This is a genomic window from Mesorhizobium sp. M0983 (genome assembly GCF_040318975.1).
Lineage (GTDB): Bacteria > Pseudomonadota > Alphaproteobacteria > Rhizobiales > Rhizobiaceae > Mesorhizobium.
In genome coordinates this window covers 110,548-127,130 of the sequence record NZ_JAMYNH010000011.1, presented here as the reverse complement: position 1 = coordinate 127,130, position 16,583 = coordinate 110,548, and the positions used below count along the sequence as shown (strand labels likewise).

The following is a 16,583-nucleotide window of genomic DNA, read 5'->3' as shown; positions in this document are numbered from 1 at the left end:
TCTGCTAACAAGCCGCAAACAAGAGGCTGAAAACCATCTGCATTTGTCGATCGGGCCCGCATCGGCCGCGCGCCTTTACCGGCCATTAACCCTAACAGGATGATAACCGAGCTCGATCGTTAAGGTTTGCCGCAGAGTCGCCGGCTATTAAAAGGTACGTGTCCGCTCATGAAAAGCACTGCTCCCCTTTTCCGCGCGCTGCTTGCCGTATCGATGCTTTCGGGCTGCTCAAGCTACCGGCCGACGCCGGCCGCCTTCCATGAAGTGCTCGACCAGCCCTATCGCCTCGGTGCCGGCGACCGCGTCCGCGTCACCGTGTTCGAGCAGGAAGGATTGACCAACACCTACAGCGTCGACCAATCCGGCTATCTCTCGCTGCCGCTCGTCGGCAACGTGCCGGCGCGCGGCCACACCGCCCAGCAACTCGAGGGCGAGATCGCCGAGAAACTGCGCCAGGGCTATTTGCGCGATCCTGACGTTTCGGTCGAAATCGATCGCTACCGGCCGATCTTCGTCATGGGTGAAGTGGGCGCGGCGGGCCAATATTCCTACGTTCCGGGCCTGACCGTGCAGAAAGCCATCGCCATCGCCGGCGGCTTCACGCCACGCGCCAACCAGGAAAGCGTCGACATTACCCGCGACATCAACGGCAAGGTTATAACCGGACGCGTGGTGACCTCCGACCCGCTGTTGCCCGGCGACACAGTCTATGTTCGCGAACGCCTGTTTTGATGTGCTGACCAAGTGGCGGACACACTCAGGATCGTCCACTGCTTTCGCTCACCCGTCGGAGGCATCTTCCGGCATGTGCGCGACCTGACCGAGGCTCAGGTCGCCGCCGGCCATGCCGTCGGCATCGTCTGCGATTCGACGACTGGCGGCGATTTCGAGGAACGGCTGTTCGAACAGATGAAAGGCAGCCTGGCGCTCGGCATTCATCGCACACCGATGCAGCGGCATGTCGGGCCAGGCGATCTCGCTTCGGCCCGACGCACCTATAGGATCATAAAAGAATTGCGGCCGGACGTGCTGCACGGGCATGGCGCCAAAGGTGGCGCCTATGCCCGTCTGTTCGGCTCATTGTTGCGGGTATCCAGGTCTCGCGTAGCCCGCCTTTATTCGCCGCATGGCGGCTCACTGCACTATGACGAAACCACGGCGATGGGGAAGCTGTTCTTCGCGCTCGAACGCTTCATGGCTCGCTTCACCGATTGCCTGCTATTTGTTTCCGATTATGAGCGGCGGACTTATCGCAGGAAGGTCGGCGAGCCGCCCATTCCGAACGCTCTCGTACACAACGGCCTGCGCGCCGCCGAGTTCGAGCCGGTGCAGACCGAGCACAATGCCGTCGACCTCCTCTATATCGGCATGATGCGCGACCTCAAGGGCCCGGACATCTTCATCGATGCGCTGGGGCGAGCCGCAACACGGCTCGGTCGCCCATTGAAAGCGCTGATGGTCGGCGACGGCGACGACCTGCCGCGCTATCGCGCCAAGGTAGATCAGCTCGGCCTCGAGGTCAGCTTCCTGCCGCCGATGCCAGCCAGGCTCGCCTTCACGCTGGCCAAGCTGGTCGTCGTTCCCTCGCGCGCGGAAGCCATGCCTTATATCGTTCTGGAAACGCTTGCCGCCGGCAAGCCGCTAATCGCGACGTCGGTCGGGGGCATACCGGAAATCTTCGACACCGGCTCCCCTGCCCTGATCCGGCCCGACCCGCGCGAACTTGGCGACAAGATAAGCGCCGCTCTGGCCGATCTCGACGCCTACAAAGGCCTGATGCCCGGTGCCGCCGACCTCAAGGCACGGTTCGGCGCGGATGTAATGGCCGCCGAAATCGAAAAGGCCTATTTCGCCGCGCTCAAACAGTAGAGCAACTGATATCCACTCGGCTGCAAAAGGCCCCCGGTGAAAGCGTCTCCAAAGCCATCTGTTGTTTCAAGGGTTTCTTAGCTCTCTTTTGCTATTCACCTGAGGGAAACCTACGGACGCCCCATGAACGAAATCGACCCCGCGCGCCGTTTTTCGCTAGACGCGGTGCGCAAATTCGACGCCCCTGCCGAGAACAACACGGCCGGCGGCATGAACGACGTTGCCCGCCAGGTCGCCTCGCAATACCGGCGCGATACGATGTCGCCGATCATGGTCAGCGGCGTCCTGCGCATGGCGGAATTCGCGCTGCTGTTGGTGTCGGGTCTTGCCGTCTATTTCTACTATGTCGGCTTTTTCAGCTATCTTGCCTGGCAATACTCGCTGACGATCGCCGCCACCTCGTTCCTCGCGGTCGTTTTGCTCGACGTCACCGACTGCTACCAGATCGTCGCGCTGATGCGGCCGATCGCCAATTTCGGCCGCCTCCTACTGGTCTGGGCTGGAACCTTCGCCTTGATGGCGCTCACCGCCTTCACCATGAAAATGTCGGAAGACTATTCGCGCCTGCTCTTCGGCACGTGGTTCGTTATTGGCTTCGTGCTGATCCTGGGTCTCCGGCTGGTGATGTCGAAGCTGATCCGGCGCTGGGCGCGCGACGGGCGGATGGAGCGCCGCGCCGTCATCGTCGGCGGCGGCAAGGCGGCGGAGGTGCTGATCCGCTCGGTCGAAAAGCAGCCCTACAACGACATCCGCATCTGCGGCATCTTCGACGATCGTGGTGACAAGCGTTCGCCGCCGGTTGTCGCCGGCTATCCCAAGCTCGGCACGATTTCCGAGCTCATTGAATTTGCCCGCATCGCACGCATCGACATGCTGATCGTTTCGCTGCCGCTGACCGCCGAATCGCGCGTGCTGCAACTGTTGAAGAAGCTGTGGGTGCTGCCGGTCGACATCCGGCTGTCGGCGCATTCGAATGCGCTGCAGTTCAGGCCGCGCGCCTATTCCTACATCGGCTCGGTGCCGATGCTCGATATCTTCGACAAGCCTATCAACGACTGGGATTCGGTCGCGAAACGCGCCTTTGACATCGTCTTTTCGATCATCGGCATCATCGTGTTCTCGCCGGTGATGCTGGCGACCGCGATCGCGATCAAACTCGACAGCAAGGGCCCGGTGCTGTTCCACCAGAAGCGGCACGGCTTCAACAACGAAATCATCGACGTCTATAAGTTCCGTTCGATGTACACCGACAAGGCGGACCCGACGGCGAAGCAGACCGTGACCAAGAACGATCCGCGCGTCACCCGCGTCGGCCGCTTCATCCGCAAGACCTCGATCGACGAATTGCCGCAGTTCTTCAATTCGCTGTTCGGTTCGCTGTCGCTGGTCGGGCCGCGCCCGCACGCCATTGCCGCGCAGTCGCACAACCTTCTCTACAATGAGGTGGTCGACGGCTATTTCGCCCGACACAAGGTCAAGCCCGGCGTGACCGGCTGGGCTCAGATCAATGGCTGGCGCGGCGAGATGGACACCAACGAGAAGATCCGCATGCGCACGGAATACGACCTCTATTACATCGAGAACTGGTCGCTGTTGTTCGACCTGAGAATCCTGTTCCTGACGCCGATCCGCCTGCTCAACACGGAAAATGCGTATTGAGCGCGACGGCCTACGAATTGCCGGCGGCGGCGGTCAACGCCAAGCTCATTGCGCTGATTGCGTCAGGGGCAGTTTTCCTCGGCGTCTTCCTGTCCGGTTTCGTTATTGCCGAGCCGGCGCCATACGACCTCTATATGATCGGGCTGATCGTGGTGTGGCCCTTGTTCGGCATGCGCATACAGCGCGCGGCGGTGCCACTTCTGGTGCTGCTGATGATCATGAACATCGGCGGAATGATCTCGATGACGCAGATGCCGGACCTCGCCGCCACGCCGCTCTATCTCGCCGTCTCGCTGTTCCTGACCCTCACTGCGGTTTTCTTCGCTTCCGTAACGGCCGTCCAGCCCAGTCTCTACCGCGTGATCTTCGTCGCTTATGTCGTGTCGGCAGTGCTGACTTCGCTGGTCGGCATAGCCGGCTATTTCCATGCCTTTCCAGGAGCGGAGATCTTCACCAAATACGACCGTGCCGCCGGCGCCTTCCAGGACCCGAACGTGTTCGGGCCGTTCCTGGTGCTGCCGGGCATCTACCTGCTCTATCTGCTGCTTACCGGCTCGATCGCGCGCATGCCTCTATTGGCGGTGCCGCTGCTGATCATCACCGCCGGCATCTTCTTTTCTTTTTCGCGCGGCGCCTGGGGCATGTTCGCCGTTTCGGCGATCCTGCTGACCGGGGCCTTGTTCCTGCAGAGCGCCAGCGGCAAATTCCGGCTGCGCGTCGTCGTCATGACCATCGCCGCCGTCGGACTGCTGGTCATTGCGATGATCGTCATCCTGCAACTGCCTGGCGTGGCGGAGATGTTCTCGAATCGCGCGCAACTCGAACAAAGCTACGACACCGCCCGCCTCGGCCGCTTCGCCCGCTACACGATCGGCTTTCAGATGGCGCTGGAGCATCCGTTCGGCATCGGCCCGCTCGTATTCGGCAAGATGTTCGGCGAGGACACGCACGACATCTGGCTGAAGATGCTGATGGATTACGGGTGGCTCGGCTTCGTGTCGTTCCTGACGCTGACGTGCTGGACGATCGCCGCCGGCTTCCGCATTCTGCTGCGCGACCGGCCCTGGCAGCCTTATCTACTATGCGCCTATGTCGCCTTCATCGGCAATATCGGGCTCGGCACCTTCATCGACATCGACCACTGGCGGCATGTCTACCTGCTGCTCGGCCTGATCTGGGGCGCCATCGCGCTGGAATACCGCCATCAGTGGCAGTTGCGGGCGGCGCGGCGCCCGCAACCTCCGTTGCTGTTGCTTCAGGCCGGACAGCAGCCGAATTCGGTTGACCGGACCCAGTCTATCACGATACATCGCGACCGGTCCGGAGTGTAGCGCAGCCCGGTAGCGCACTTGACTGGGGGTCAAGGGGTCGTCGGTTCGAATCCGGCCACTCCGACCATTAAATCCAAAGGCTTAGCCAGTTCCCCCAACTGGCCATACAGAATAGCCGCATTGCAGCCAGCGCAACACGATTTCGACCAAGGGCTTCGCTCGCCAGGTCAATGTGGAATAGCCCAAACCAGCATGCAAAAAGCTCGCGCCTTCCGGGAGAAGGACGCGGGCAGATCGGTGCAACCCGATCTGGCAGCAATTCTTATGAGGAGGGACTTGCTGCGTTGAGATGAACCGTCGCGCCGGCCGGGTTGTTCCATCGAGTAAATAAAAACCCGCCGCACATGAAGTACGGCGGGGCCGATCAAGCGCTGTTGCACCAGGCGGGGGACTCGGGTGGGCGGGCTTGCCAGGTGCGCGCGGATCAAGTCGACATTAGGCGCATGAGCGGTAGCGCGTCCACCAACCGGCGGTTGGAACGAACTGGTTCAACGCCGGCGGCCGGCTTGGCCTGAAACTTTTTCAGGGCGGCAGCGACGGGGTCAGGAAAGTCGAGCAAGCGCAACGTGCCCGGCCCTCGTTGCTTGCGGGAATGCCGGAAGGATCAATGGCAGCAAGCATGAAGAACCCAACCTGGATGCTGGCGGCCTGGGAACGAAACGTGGCAGCTCACCCCGCCGGTTTCCGTGAGGACGCGAGCGCATCGTCCGCTACCGCGATTGGCGGCTGAACGCAAACAAGCCCGCCGCTTTTTCGGCACGGCGGGCTTCAGGCAGAAAATCAATCGTAGATCTTAACAATTTTGCGGGTACCTGGATCAACCAGGACGGTTCGTCCCTCGACGACTACATAGCGGTACTGAACGTCCGGCACTTCGTAAAGCTCGACTGTGTCGGGCAGAGCGGTGCCAATGTTGAGCTCAACACCGGGAAGGCTCAGGGATGCTACCGGCTTCTTCTTTACATACTCCCGGATCACCGTGTCTTGCTCAGGCTGAATGATGACGTCCTGAGCAGCGGCGGTTCCGATACCTACGAAAAGAAAGATTCCTGTCGCAGCAGATAAAAGTTGCTTTCCCATATAGCAATCCTCCAGCGAGGCAACCTTCCGCTACGGTGCTTGATGCTTCCGTGCGGGGCTACTTACCTAAACGAGCCGAAAGACTTGTTGTTCCGCTGGCGGTGGGCGAACTCCGGTGCCATGGCCATGAGGCCGCCTACAAACAAGCACCTGCTCAAGGCTTAGTTTCTTCCCGGGGAGGAGCTTTTGGGTCAGGACAATCAGGATAGGGCAATTCTTCACACGGAGAGGGCCTGTCGCCAACGCTGCCATAATGTTCCACGAGTTTTGCGAAACCGTAGGCGAAGGCGAAAAGAAGCATTAGGACAACCGCTATACGGACGGCCATACCGTATTGTAGCAGGATCCTCCCATTGGAGCGCGGGCGGCGTTTTTAATACGTTCGAATGTTGAGTTCGAAAAAGGTTGGCTCTAGTTGAATTGCCGTCGTCCGCAGTTGTAAGGGCGAGCGGACGCTTCGAAGATGACACGCCCTTTCGGCCTTTTCGGGAGAGATGCAATGTCGCTTCAAGGAGCTACCTGTCCTGCCGAGCTGACCATGTTGGCCAAAGCACTTGATGCCCGATGCCGTGAACTAGGCCTCGCTGACGGCGATCCAGGCAGAGAAGTGCTCGGCCGCAGGGTGATGGATTTGTTCGAAAGTGGTCAGCTCAGCGCCGAAGATTTGAGACTGGCTCTGAGCGGCGAGATTTTTTACGCCAAAAATCCTCCGGCCGGAGGCAGTGGGTTTTGATACGGCAAGCGGCTATCCGCGCAACCATTTGAATTATTGGTCCAGCGTAGGCTTCCGTGCACGCAAGGGCGCGCGTGAACAAATGTGATTTTGCGGTCGGTGCCAGACGGGCTAATCTTCCCAACGAATATCCAATGAAAGAGGAGAATGATCATGAAGACATTCCTCGCAACAGCCGCCGCACTGACCCTGTCCATATCCGCTGCCTCTGCGGATTGCCCCGCGCATTCAAAGGTCCAGGCATCGGTCGACACGCAGACGAGGACAGCGAGCGTCGAGAAGGCCGATATGTCGACAGCCGCGGACGCTCAGACGATCAAGAAAGAAGAGCCACAGAAGACCGAATAGCGGTAACGCTCACCGGATCCCACGACCCGGATAAAGGGCTACTGGCAGACATCCACCCACTCGGCGTCGACGAGTTCGGCCATGCGTTGCGGGCTGAGCCGGACGGCGGCGTTCGTCGCGCCTGCGGCGGGGACGACCTCGTCAAAGGCGCGCAGCGAGACGTCGCAGTACACCGGGAGCGGTGCCGGTAGGCCGAACGGGCACACCCCACCGACGGGATGACCGGTCGCGGCGAGCACCTGCTCGGCATCCAGCATTCGCGCCTTGCCGCCGAACCGGTCCTTGAATTTGCGATTGTCCAGCCTGGAGATGCCGCTGGCCACGATCAGCATCGTCTGGTCGCCGGCGCGCAGGCAGATCGTCTTGGCAATCTGCGCCGGCGCTACGCCATGCGCTTCGGCAGCCAGAGGCACCGTCGCCGAGCTGGCTTGCGTAACGATGACGTCGATTTCGGGCGCGTGGGCGACGAAGAAAGCGCGAACGGATTCGAGGCTCATCTCCGGCGATTTCCGTCTCGCGTCGCCGTGGCGGCCGGCAAGTCCGCTACGTGGCCGGAAAAACGAAGCCCGCCAGGGCAACCCATGGCGAGCTCGTCGAATAAACGCATGGCACGCCGCTACGACACGGACCGCCTTTTCGCAGGCAACACGGCTTCGTCGAACAGAGCGCTTTCCGGAAGTTGAAGCGCGGAGGCAATACGCCGACGTTTCGAAGGATCGGCATCGTTGCCGCTTTCGATGTCGGCAATCTCATAGGCTGCCAGCCCGCACGCCAGGGACAGCTCTTCGATACTGTATCCACGGGCTTCCCGGGCGGTTCGGACGGCACTGCGTTCAGGCGTAACCGCGCTCGCCGCCAGTTCGGAGTAAGGTTCGCGTTTTGCTATTTGGGGCATTGGCAACTCCGTGGGATGAAAGAGTTAGATCAAATCATGTTGTTGCCTGAGACGATCGGGAGAATGCCCGCTCCCCGGTGATTTGCCAAGCATCAAAGATAGCGTCACGGCATCGTGAACCGACGCCGGAATGAATGTGGATGCCGGGGCGCTCACATCTGGCCGGATCGTCGGCGGACACAGTTCGGAAACAAAATTCTACAGGCCGGAAAAACTGCCGAAAAACTCCAAGGCGATAGTCCCGACCGCAGTGCTCGAGTCACCGACCTGAATCGGTGACGCTCAAATTCGCCCTGCGCAAAAAGGAAACGATGTCATGAAGAAGTCTCTTCTCTCCGCCCTTGGACTTGCAATCGCACTTGCCCTCTCGATGCCGATCATCGGCGCGAGCAGCGCGAATGCAGCGACGATGCACACCACCGTCAAGAAGCATCACCGTCATCACTACCATCACCGCGTCCACCACCATCGCCATCATCACAAGAAGGTTGTGGCGAAGACGTACTGAAAACACCCTGGGACAGACAACCGGCAAGCAGGCGTTCTTGGCCTCTGATCAAGAGCGGCCAGCTTGCCGGGGTTTGCCGCGTCGACGAAATGGCGGCGGTCCCGCTGACCACCGCATTTCCCCTACCTTGAACGCGCTCGCGGCGCTTTTTGCTGCCGGCCACCGAGAAACAGACTGGCGACCAGCCCGACCAGAACCAGCCCGACAGCGGCCGCCGTCGCCGGGTGATCACGGGCAGTCTTCTCGATCGCCCGGCCTTGCCTTCTGATTGCCGGCAAGGTGTCGCCGAGACGCTCGGCGATATCCGAATAATAGTCCGACGCGGTATCGCGACCGTCTTCGTAATAGGCGCCGCCCCGCTTCAACACGGCTTTCTTCAAAGTGGCCAGTTCCCTGGTCAGGGCCGCGACCTGCTTGTTCAGATCGGTGTCGGAGATGCTCGAAAGCGATGCCATGACGTGGTTCCTTCATCTGCAGAAGGAAGCCTAACGCATGACCCCGAAGACCGTTCCGGTCAGCCCCGGCGGGCTTTAGCGAACCTGATCGAGCAGGCGCTTGCATTCGAGCAGGTCGAACAGCGCCTCCTGCAGCAATGCGCGATTATCACGGGAAAGTTTTGACGTGTCCGGCGGAACCGGGCCTTCCTCGTCGCTCTTGCCGATGCCGAAAAAACGACGGCTGGGTTTCACCCTCGGTTGGCCGACCAGCATCTCGTCGTCGGGGCCGCGCGGCTGCGCCGCTGGCGTCAGCGGTACCGCGTCAGCCTGCCGGCGCTGCGAGATCGCCTCGACCGCCGCCATGTCGCCATTGCCGACGGCGATCAAAAACTGGTTGCCGTTCTCGCGCAACAGCTTTTGTACGCCCTTGATCGTATAGCCCTGATCGTAGAGCATGTGGCGAATGCCCTTGATCAGCTCGACGTCCTGCGGCCGGTAGTAGCGGCGGCCGCCGCCGCGCTTCATCGGCTTGATCTGGTTGAAACGCGTCTCCCAGAAGCGCAGCACGTGCTGCGGCAAATCCAGATCCTCCGCGACCTCGCTGATGGTGCGGAAAGCATCGGGGCTCTTGTCCATGGGCGAATCCTCACGCTAGAGCATGATCGCGAAAGGCGGGGACCGGTTTTGGGCAACATCACGGTAAAACAAAGAGAGCAGCTTTTCCGTCCACCGGGGCGGATCACACCCAAATACCGATCCGGCCTGCCGAATCGCATCTTATTTCAGCGGTTTATGAAACAATATTCAAGCCCGGCGTAAAAGCAGGCTTCGTTTTTCAACCGAAGCCTGAAGCATGGATTCTCGGCAAGGGAGATCGGGAATCTACTTGCTGCCCTTGGCCTTGCTGTTTTGATGGGAGCGCAGGATGCGGTTCTTCAGCACGTTCGATGACTTGAAGGTCATCACCCGGCGCGGCAGGATCGGCACTTCCTCACCGGTCTTGGGATTGCGCCCGATGCGTTCGTTCTTGGAACGGACATGGAAGGTCGCGAAGGACGACAGTTTCACCGTCTCACCGCGAACGATCGCCTCGCAGATCTCATTCAGCACCGCCTCGACAAGCTCGGCCGATTCAGTACGCGACAGCCCAACCTTGCGGTAAACGGCTTCGGCGAGGTCGGCGCGCGTAAGTGTCTTTCCCCCCATACGAACCGTCCCATCAGCTCAAAAAATAAAATCGATACAAGCAACGGCAGAACCTAAGTAATTGATCCGTCAAGGTCAAGGACCCGAACCCGTTAGTTCGGCACTTACCAACGCAGCAGGACGGCGCCCCAGGTGAAGCCGCCGCCCATCGCCTCAAGCAGCACCAGGTCACCCTTTTTGATGCGGCCGTCGGCGACGGCCGCGGATAGTGCCAGCGGCACGGAAGCAGCCGATGTGTTACCGTGCAAATCGACGGTCACCACCACCTTCCGCTCCTCTATCCCGAGCTTTTTCGCCGAAGCATCAATAATTCGTTTATTGGCTTGATGCGGCACGAACCAGTCGAGATCAGCGGCGCTGATGCCGGCCTGTGCGAACGTCGCCTCGATGACGTCGGTGATCATGCCGACCGCATGCTTGAACACTTCGCGGCCTTCCATCCTGAGGTGCCCGACCGTTCCGGTAGTCGACGGCCCACCGTCGACAAAAAGCTTGTCCTTGTGGATGCCGTCGGAGCGCAGGCTGGCCGCCAGAACGCCTCGGTCGGCGATGCCGCCTGCCCCCGTGCCTGCTTCCAGCACTATCGCGCCGGCGCCGTCGCCGAACAAAACGCAGGTCGAGCGGTCGTTCCAGTCGAGAATGCGCGAAAACGTTTCCGAGCCGATCACCAGCACCCGTCTGGCCAAGCCGCCGCGGATATAGAGGTCGGCGGTCGTCACCGCATAGACAAAACCCGAGCAGACCGCCTGCAGGTCGAAGGCAAAACCGTGGTGCATGCCGAGCCGGTTCTGGATCTCGACTGCGGTCGCGGGAAAGGTGTTGTTGGGCGTCGAGGTCGCCAGCACGATCAGGTCGATGTCGTCAGCCGTCAGGCCGGCGCTGTCGAGGGCTGCGCGCGCTGCCGCCTCACCCAGAGAGGCCGTCGTCTCGTCGTCGGCCGCAATGTGGCGCTGGCGAATACCGGTGCGCTGGACGATCCATTCGTCCGAGGTCTCGACCATGCCTTCAAAATCGGCATTCTTCATAATGCGGCGGGGCAGCGCGGCGCCCGTGCCGCGCACGACTGATCTGATCAATGCTCTTTCCTATTCCTTTGCGTCGATGACGACGTCGGATTTCCGGATTGTCTGGGCATTCGGATTGCGGGCATGGAACAGGTCGAGATCGGCCTCGATGCGGTCAAGCAGATTGTTGCGCACCATGTCGTAGCCGAGCTCGATCGCCGCAGCGAAGCCATCCGAATCAGCCCCGCCATGGCTTTTCACCACGATGCCGTTCAATCCCAGGAAGACGCCGCCATTGGAGCGGCCGACATCCATCTTCTCGCGCAGGCGATCGAAGGCGGTCTTGGCGAAGATATAGCCGATCCTGGCCATCAGTGTCCGGTTCATCGCGGCGCGCAGGTAGCCGGCGATCTGCCTGACCGTGCCTTCCGCCGTCTTGAGCGCGATATTGCCGGCAAATCCTTCGGTAACGACGACGTCGACACTGCCCTTGCCGATGTCGTCACCCTCGACAAAGCCATGGTAGTTCATCGAGGCCATGTTGGCCTCGCGCAGCATACGGCCTGCTTCCTTGACCTCCTCCTGACCCTTGATCTCCTCGACGCCGACATTGAGCAGGCCGACGCTCGGCCGTTCGATGCCGAAAACCGAGCGCGCCATGCCGGTACCCAGAATGGCAAAATCAACCAGTTGATGCGCATCCGCACCGATGGTTGCGCCGACGTCCAGCACCACGCTTTCGCCGCGCAATGTCGGCCAGAGCGCCGCAATCGCCGGGCGGTCGATGGTCGCCATGGTGCGAAGGCAGAATCTGGACATCGCCATCAGTGCGCCGGTATTGCCAGCCGAGATGCAGGCGTCCGCCGTGCCTGCCTTGACCGCTTCGACGGCTTTCCACATCGATGACTTCCAGCGGCCATGGCGCAGTGCCTGGCTCGGCTTGTCGTCCATCCGGACTGCGATCTCGCAGTGGATGAACTCGCTCACCTCCGCTAGCTTGGGGAATTTGGCGAGTTCAGGCCTTACCGCTTCTTCGCGCCCATAGATGACGAAGCGTATGTCCGGACGGCGGGTGGCGACAGTCATGAGCGCCGGGATGACCACGCTTGGCCCGTGATCGCCGCCCATGGCATCGATGGAAATCCTGATCACGCGGTGTTCATCTCACGGTTGCTTGGCCAGCGGGCTTGCCAAGGTACGGGGCTCGCGAAGGTTCGGCGAAAATAACGGTTTTGGGCTGCCGCACAACCAACTTTTCTCAAATTGGGTCAGCCATCAGGATTTTCCCAGCAGTGATCTGAGCTTTTGCTGGAATTCATTCTCCACAGGCTCGGCATCGCCGGCGGCCTCCAGCGACACACCCGGCTTGCGCGGATAGGGATCGATCGCCAAGCCAAAGAACTGTTCGGCAAGCGCCCCGACGTCGATCGCGTCGCCGGAAAAGGTTTCCGGGCTGTCCGGCCCTTCGGCGTCGAGCAGGATCTCACCGCCACCGTCGAAACCTTGCCGCCCGAGCTTGGATTGTTCCGGCAGGAACAGCGCCTCGACCGGCTCGTCGATATGCGCCTCGACCGGGTCGAGAGTGACGATGCAGGCCTGCGTTATATCGGCCTCGACATGGCCGCTGACTTTCACCCCATTGCGCTTCCACGGCTCGATCAGAAGTTCGGCGCGATAGTTCTCGACCGAAAGCAGCTCATGCTCGACGGCCAGTATGGCGCGCTGCCCGGCGTCGGCATCGATCACCACCGGCAGCCCTTTTTGCGGCATCCGGGCGACATTTGCCAGGAATGACACTGGGCTGTGGGTATCAGGATGTTTCATCTTCGCCTCCACTTCGCCGCCTTCATTCGGCCTGCCTTCGCTCAGAGTTGGCCACTGGAAATGCCACCGTGCCGGAAACGATCGATTCGGTCGGCTGTTGCGTGAGTTGCCTTGATGCATCGGCGGCATAGAGTGCCAGTTGCGACGCTTGCGGCCAGGCGCCGGCATCCGGCCTGACATTGCGGGAAAGGGCGGCGGCAAGCGCATCATGGTCATTTCGTTTCAGCGCATCGTCATAGGCGGCGGTACGGCCATAGAACATCTTCGCCAGTTTCCGCATTCGCTTCGGCACGCCGACGTCGCCAATGCCCAATTCCCGCAACGAATGTTCGACATCCATGAAGAACTCGTCGATCAGCACCTGCGCAACCTCTGCCGCAGCACCGCCCTCGCCGCGCAACCGGTGCTGGAACAGGAACATGTGCAACGACAGCATCTCGAAGCGGCCGAGCGGCGTGTCCGGCACGTTCCAGGCGGAATAAAACACCGGTTGCCGCGCCGCCGCCACGATTTGTGCGTAAAGCGCCTCGGTGATGGCGCGGTTGGCGTGACGTTCGCGGCCAAAGAGGCGCTGGAACATTTGAGGGTGGTCTCCCGGGACCGTTTGTTGAAGTGGCCTTGTTGCATCGGCAAGCAAGCTGGTTTACCGGTTTTGCGGCCCAGCGCAAGTTGCGGCCAGCTTATGGAGTTGTAGTTGCGCGCGCTGAAATTCAAGTCGACTTTCCTGCCTAGGCCCGCCGGTGCGGTTTCGCTGCTGGTGATCGCTGCGGCGCTTTCCGCCTGCAATTCGTCCAAGATGATCGGCGATCTCAATCCGAGCGAGACGCTGACGCAGGGCTACGTCATCGACCAGCAGGCGATCGACCTGGTGCCGGTCGGCTCGAGCCGCGAACAGGTGCTGCTGGCGCTCGGCACTCCCTCGACGAAGGCGACCTTCGACAACGAGGCCTTTTATTACATTTCGCAGACGCGCAAGCGATATGTCGCCTTCGACAAGCCGCGGCTAGTCGACCAGCATGTGCTGGCGGTCTATTTTGGCGATGACGGGCGCGTCACCCAGATCGCCAATTACGGCCTGAAGGACGGCAAGGTGTTTGACTTCATCTCGCGCACCACGCCGACCGGCGGCAAGGACCAGAACTTCCTCAGCCAGATCATCAGTGGCGCCAGCAAGCTGACGCCTGGTGTTCCGGGCGCCAGCGGCGGCAGTACGCTCGGCGGCACCTGATCCACTCGACGGTGTCGGCTTCTTTTCTTTTCGCTTCCCTGTAAGCGGCGGCACATCTCAGGCAATGAAAACCCGCGGGAGCGATCCCGCGGGTTTTTGTCTTGAGCCGTGGCGACCGAGCTTAGCCGTGCGCGAGCACGGCCAATAGCAGCAGCGCGACGATGTTCGTGATCTTGATCGCCGGGTTGACCGCCGGCCCAGCAGTATCCTTATAGGGATCGCCGACCGTGTCGCCGGTCACAGAGGCCTTGTGTGCTTCGGAGCCCTTGAGGTGCTTGAGGCCGTCCTTGTCGACGAAACCATCTTCGAACGACTTCTTGGCGTTGTCCCAGGCACCGCCGCCGGAGGTCATCGAGATGGCAACGAAAAGGCCGTTGACGATGACGCCGAGCAGCGAGGCGCCGAGCGCGGCAAAGGCGGATGCCTTCGAACCGGAGATCAGGAGGACACCGAAATAGACCACCAGCGGCGCCAGCACCGGCAGCAGTGATGGAACGATCATCTCCCGGATCGCTGCCTTGGTCAGAAGGTCGACGGCGCGCGCATAGTTCGGCTTCGAGGTGCCGGCCATGATGCCCGGATCCTCGCGGAACTGCTTGCGCACCTCCTCGACGATAGCACCGGCGGCGCGGCCGACGGCGGTCATGGCGATGCCGCCGAACAGATACGGGATCAGGCCGCCGAAGATCAGGCCGGCGACGACATAAGGATTGGAGAGGTCGAAGGAGACGTCGCCCATGCCCTGGAAGTATGGGTATTTGTCGCTATTGGCGGCAAAGAACTTCAGGTCGTTAGAGTAGGCCGCAAACAGCACCAGCGCGCCGAGGCCGGCCGACCCGATGGCATAGCCCTTGGTTACCGCTTTGGTGGTGTTGCCGACAGCGTCGAGCGCGTCGGTGGACTGGCGCACTTCCTTGGGCAGGCCGGCCATTTCGGCAATGCCGCCGGCATTGTCGGTGACTGGGCCGAAGGCATCGAGCGCGACGATCATGCCGGCGAGGCCAAGCATCGTCGTCACCGCGATCGCCGTGCCGTAGAGGCCGGCGAGCTGGTATGTCGAGATGATGCCGCCGACGATGACGATCGCCGGCAACGCCGTCGCTTCGAGCGAGACCGCCAGGCCCTGGATGACGTTGGTGCCGTGACCGGTGACCGAGGCCTGGGCGATGGAGTTCACCGGACGCTTGTTGGTGCCGGTATAATATTCGGTGATCACCACGATGAGGCCTGTCACCACAAGGCCGACCAGGCCGCAGATGAACAGGTTCGTGCCGGTGATGGCCATGCCGGCGACGGTGCCGATCTCACCCCAGCCGATGCATGCCGAAGTGGCGACGGCAAGGCCGACAATTGACAGCAGGCCGGTGACGATCAGGCCCTTGTAGAGAGCGCCCATGATCGAGCCGCTGGAACCGAGCTTGACGAAGAAGGTGCCGGCGATCGAGGTGAGAATGCAGGCGCCGCAGATGGCCAGCGGATAGAGCATGGTCGCGCCGAGAACGGCGGTGCCACCGAAAAAGATGGCGGCAAGGACCATGGTGGCGACCACGGTCACCGCATAGGTCTCGAACAGATCGGCGGCCATGCCGGCGCAATCGCCGACATTGTCGCCGACATTGTCGGCGATGGTGGCCGGATTGCGTGGATCGTCTTCGGGAATGCCGGCTTCAACCTTGCCGACGAGATCGCCGCCGACGTCGGCGCCCTTGGTGAAGATGCCGCCGCCGAGACGAGCGAAGATCGAAATCAGCGAGGCGCCGAAGCCAAGCGAAACCAACGAGTCGATGACGACACGGTCATCGGGCTGAAGGCCCATGAACTGGGTCAGGATCAGGTAATAGATCGAGACGCCAAGCAGGGCCAGGCCAGCAACCAGCATGCCAGTGATAGCCCCAGACTTGAAGGCGATCTCGAGGCCGGCAGCGAGGCTGTTGGAAGCCGCCTGCGCGGTGCGCACATTGGCGCGCACCGAGACGTGCATGCCGATGAAGCCAGCGGCGCCCGATAGAACGGCGCCGATCAGGAAGCCGATGGCGGCGGTGATCGAAAGCAGCCACCAGGCGAGCAGCAGGACCACGACGCCGACGATGGCGATTGTGGTGTACTGGCGCGCCAGATAGGCTTGCGCGCCTTCGCGGATGGCCGCGGAAATTTCCTGCATGCGTGCATTGCCCTGATCGGCCGCGAGGACCGAACGTGTCGCCCAGATGGCGTAAAGGACTGAAAGCAGACCGCAGGCGATGACAGCTGAAAGTATGGTCATTGCCGAATTTTCCTCGATTGGTGGCCCAAAAGAACCCCTCCCCGGGCCGTTGAGACAGGGGACGAATTTTCCGCAACCGGAATCCGTCCCTTCGCAGCGGCTTATGCGAAACAGGGCTCGGAACGTCAAGATATTGTTCGGTTTTTGTCCGGTTTTCGCTCAAAACATCCCGGGTTTCATCCAAAAGGCTGGACGGCA

The 16,583-nt window shown here is 61.2% G+C and carries 19 protein-coding genes and 1 tRNA gene; 9 read left to right on the top strand and 11 right to left on the bottom strand.

The annotated features are described in order from the left end of the window. Nucleotides 1-168: 168 nt before the first annotated feature. The 5 genes from NKH71_RS20785 (at nucleotide 169) to NKH71_RS20765 (ending at nucleotide 4,926) form a co-directional block, all read left to right on the top strand. Nucleotides 169-732, top strand: a complete 564-nt coding sequence (locus tag NKH71_RS20785) for a polysaccharide biosynthesis/export family protein (protein ID WP_023717305.1) — start codon at nucleotides 169-171, stop codon at nucleotides 730-732. A gap of 12 nt (nucleotides 733-744) precedes the next feature. Then, complete coding sequence (locus tag NKH71_RS20780) at nucleotides 745-1,869, top strand: glycosyltransferase family 4 protein (RefSeq protein ID WP_352640066.1); 1,125 nt, start codon at nucleotides 745-747, stop codon at nucleotides 1,867-1,869. Between the two features lie 123 nt (nucleotides 1,870-1,992). Beyond that, a complete protein-coding gene (locus NKH71_RS20775; RefSeq protein WP_352481219.1) occupies nucleotides 1,993-3,528 on the top strand; it encodes an undecaprenyl-phosphate glucose phosphotransferase in 1,536 nt (511 codons plus the stop codon). Continuing rightward, a complete protein-coding gene (locus NKH71_RS20770) occupies nucleotides 3,525-4,859 on the top strand; it encodes an O-antigen ligase family protein (RefSeq protein ID WP_352481220.1) in 1,335 nt (444 codons plus the stop codon). The genes NKH71_RS20775 and NKH71_RS20770 overlap by 4 nt, the downstream gene beginning before the upstream one ends. Continuing rightward, nucleotides 4,850-4,926: transfer RNA gene (locus NKH71_RS20765), tRNA-Pro, on the top strand. Before NKH71_RS20770 ends, NKH71_RS20765 begins: the two co-directional genes overlap by 10 nt. A gap of 713 nt (nucleotides 4,927-5,639) precedes the next feature. Here NKH71_RS20765 and NKH71_RS20760 read toward each other — a convergent pair. Continuing rightward, nucleotides 5,640-5,939, bottom strand: coding sequence for a DUF1236 domain-containing protein (locus NKH71_RS20760; RefSeq protein WP_023717301.1), 300 nt, complete (start codon nucleotides 5,937-5,939; stop codon nucleotides 5,640-5,642). Nucleotides 5,940-6,438: 499 nt separating this feature from the next. Here NKH71_RS20760 and NKH71_RS20755 point away from each other — a divergent pair, with 499 nt between their 5' ends. Together NKH71_RS20755 and NKH71_RS20750 are read left to right on the top strand one after the other, a co-directional pair. Beyond that, a complete protein-coding gene (locus NKH71_RS20755; RefSeq protein ID WP_031193496.1) occupies nucleotides 6,439-6,672 on the top strand; it encodes a hypothetical protein in 234 nt (77 codons plus the stop codon). A 153-nt stretch (nucleotides 6,673-6,825) separates the two neighbouring features. Continuing rightward, a complete protein-coding gene (locus tag NKH71_RS20750; RefSeq protein ID WP_023717300.1) occupies nucleotides 6,826-7,020 on the top strand; it encodes a hypothetical protein in 195 nt (64 codons plus the stop codon). A gap of 38 nt (nucleotides 7,021-7,058) precedes the next feature. Here the strand turns inward: NKH71_RS20750 and NKH71_RS20745 are convergent, their stop codons facing one another. Both NKH71_RS20745 and NKH71_RS20740 read right to left on the bottom strand, forming a co-directional pair. Beyond that, nucleotides 7,059-7,517, bottom strand: a complete 459-nt coding sequence (locus tag NKH71_RS20745) for a YbaK/EbsC family protein (protein ID WP_023717299.1) — start codon at nucleotides 7,515-7,517, stop codon at nucleotides 7,059-7,061. A gap of 119 nt (nucleotides 7,518-7,636) precedes the next feature. Continuing rightward, nucleotides 7,637-7,915 carry a helix-turn-helix domain-containing protein gene (locus tag NKH71_RS20740; protein ID WP_352481221.1) on the bottom strand — a complete coding sequence of 93 codons (279 nt, stop codon included), beginning with the start codon at nucleotides 7,913-7,915 and terminating at the stop codon, nucleotides 7,637-7,639. Nucleotides 7,916-8,231: 316 nt separating this feature from the next. On the opposite strand from NKH71_RS20740, the gene NKH71_RS20735 reads away from it, so the two are divergent. Beyond that, nucleotides 8,232-8,423 (top strand): hypothetical protein, encoded by a 192-nt coding sequence (locus tag NKH71_RS20735; RefSeq protein ID WP_352481222.1) that lies wholly within the window; start codon nucleotides 8,232-8,234, stop codon nucleotides 8,421-8,423. A gap of 122 nt (nucleotides 8,424-8,545) precedes the next feature. On the opposite strand, the gene NKH71_RS20730 is transcribed toward NKH71_RS20735, so the two are convergent. The 7 genes from NKH71_RS20730 to NKH71_RS20700 all read right to left on the bottom strand — a co-directional run bounded on the left by NKH71_RS20730 (nucleotide 8,546) and on the right by NKH71_RS20700 (nucleotide 13,474). Further along, entirely contained in the window at nucleotides 8,546-8,878 is a 333-nt protein-coding gene (locus NKH71_RS20730; RefSeq protein ID WP_023717294.1) for a hypothetical protein, read from the bottom strand. A 75-nt stretch (nucleotides 8,879-8,953) separates the two neighbouring features. Then, nucleotides 8,954-9,496, bottom strand: coding sequence for a MerR family transcriptional regulator (locus tag NKH71_RS20725; RefSeq protein ID WP_352481223.1), 543 nt, complete (start codon nucleotides 9,494-9,496; stop codon nucleotides 8,954-8,956). A 246-nt stretch (nucleotides 9,497-9,742) separates the two neighbouring features. Continuing rightward, complete coding sequence (locus NKH71_RS20720; protein ID WP_023717292.1) at nucleotides 9,743-10,066, bottom strand: integration host factor subunit alpha; 324 nt, start codon at nucleotides 10,064-10,066, stop codon at nucleotides 9,743-9,745. A gap of 104 nt (nucleotides 10,067-10,170) precedes the next feature. Next, the gene (locus NKH71_RS20715; protein WP_023717291.1) at nucleotides 10,171-11,142 is read right to left on the bottom strand and encodes a beta-ketoacyl-ACP synthase III; all 972 of its coding nucleotides are present in this window, start codon (nucleotides 11,140-11,142) and stop codon (nucleotides 10,171-10,173) included. A gap of 9 nt (nucleotides 11,143-11,151) precedes the next feature. Further along, the gene (gene plsX / locus NKH71_RS20710) at nucleotides 11,152-12,222 is read right to left on the bottom strand and encodes a phosphate acyltransferase PlsX (protein ID WP_352481224.1); all 1,071 of its coding nucleotides are present in this window, start codon (nucleotides 12,220-12,222) and stop codon (nucleotides 11,152-11,154) included. Nucleotides 12,223-12,345: 123 nt separating this feature from the next. Continuing rightward, nucleotides 12,346-12,894, bottom strand: a complete 549-nt coding sequence (locus tag NKH71_RS20705) for a YceD family protein (protein ID WP_023717289.1) — start codon at nucleotides 12,892-12,894, stop codon at nucleotides 12,346-12,348. A 22-nt stretch (nucleotides 12,895-12,916) separates the two neighbouring features. Then, a complete protein-coding gene (locus tag NKH71_RS20700; RefSeq protein ID WP_023717288.1) occupies nucleotides 12,917-13,474 on the bottom strand; it encodes a ubiquinol-cytochrome C chaperone family protein in 558 nt (185 codons plus the stop codon). Between the two features lie 114 nt (nucleotides 13,475-13,588). Here NKH71_RS20700 and NKH71_RS20695 point away from each other — a divergent pair, with 114 nt between their 5' ends. Continuing rightward, nucleotides 13,589-14,122 carry an outer membrane protein assembly factor BamE gene (locus NKH71_RS20695; RefSeq protein ID WP_023717287.1) on the top strand — a complete coding sequence of 178 codons (534 nt, stop codon included), beginning with the start codon at nucleotides 13,589-13,591 and terminating at the stop codon, nucleotides 14,120-14,122. Nucleotides 14,123-14,243: 121 nt separating this feature from the next. On the opposite strand, the gene NKH71_RS20690 is transcribed toward NKH71_RS20695, so the two are convergent. Then, nucleotides 14,244-16,385 carry a sodium-translocating pyrophosphatase gene (locus NKH71_RS20690; RefSeq protein ID WP_023717286.1) on the bottom strand — a complete coding sequence of 714 codons (2,142 nt, stop codon included), beginning with the start codon at nucleotides 16,383-16,385 and terminating at the stop codon, nucleotides 14,244-14,246. Nucleotides 16,386-16,583: the final 198 nt, after the last annotated feature.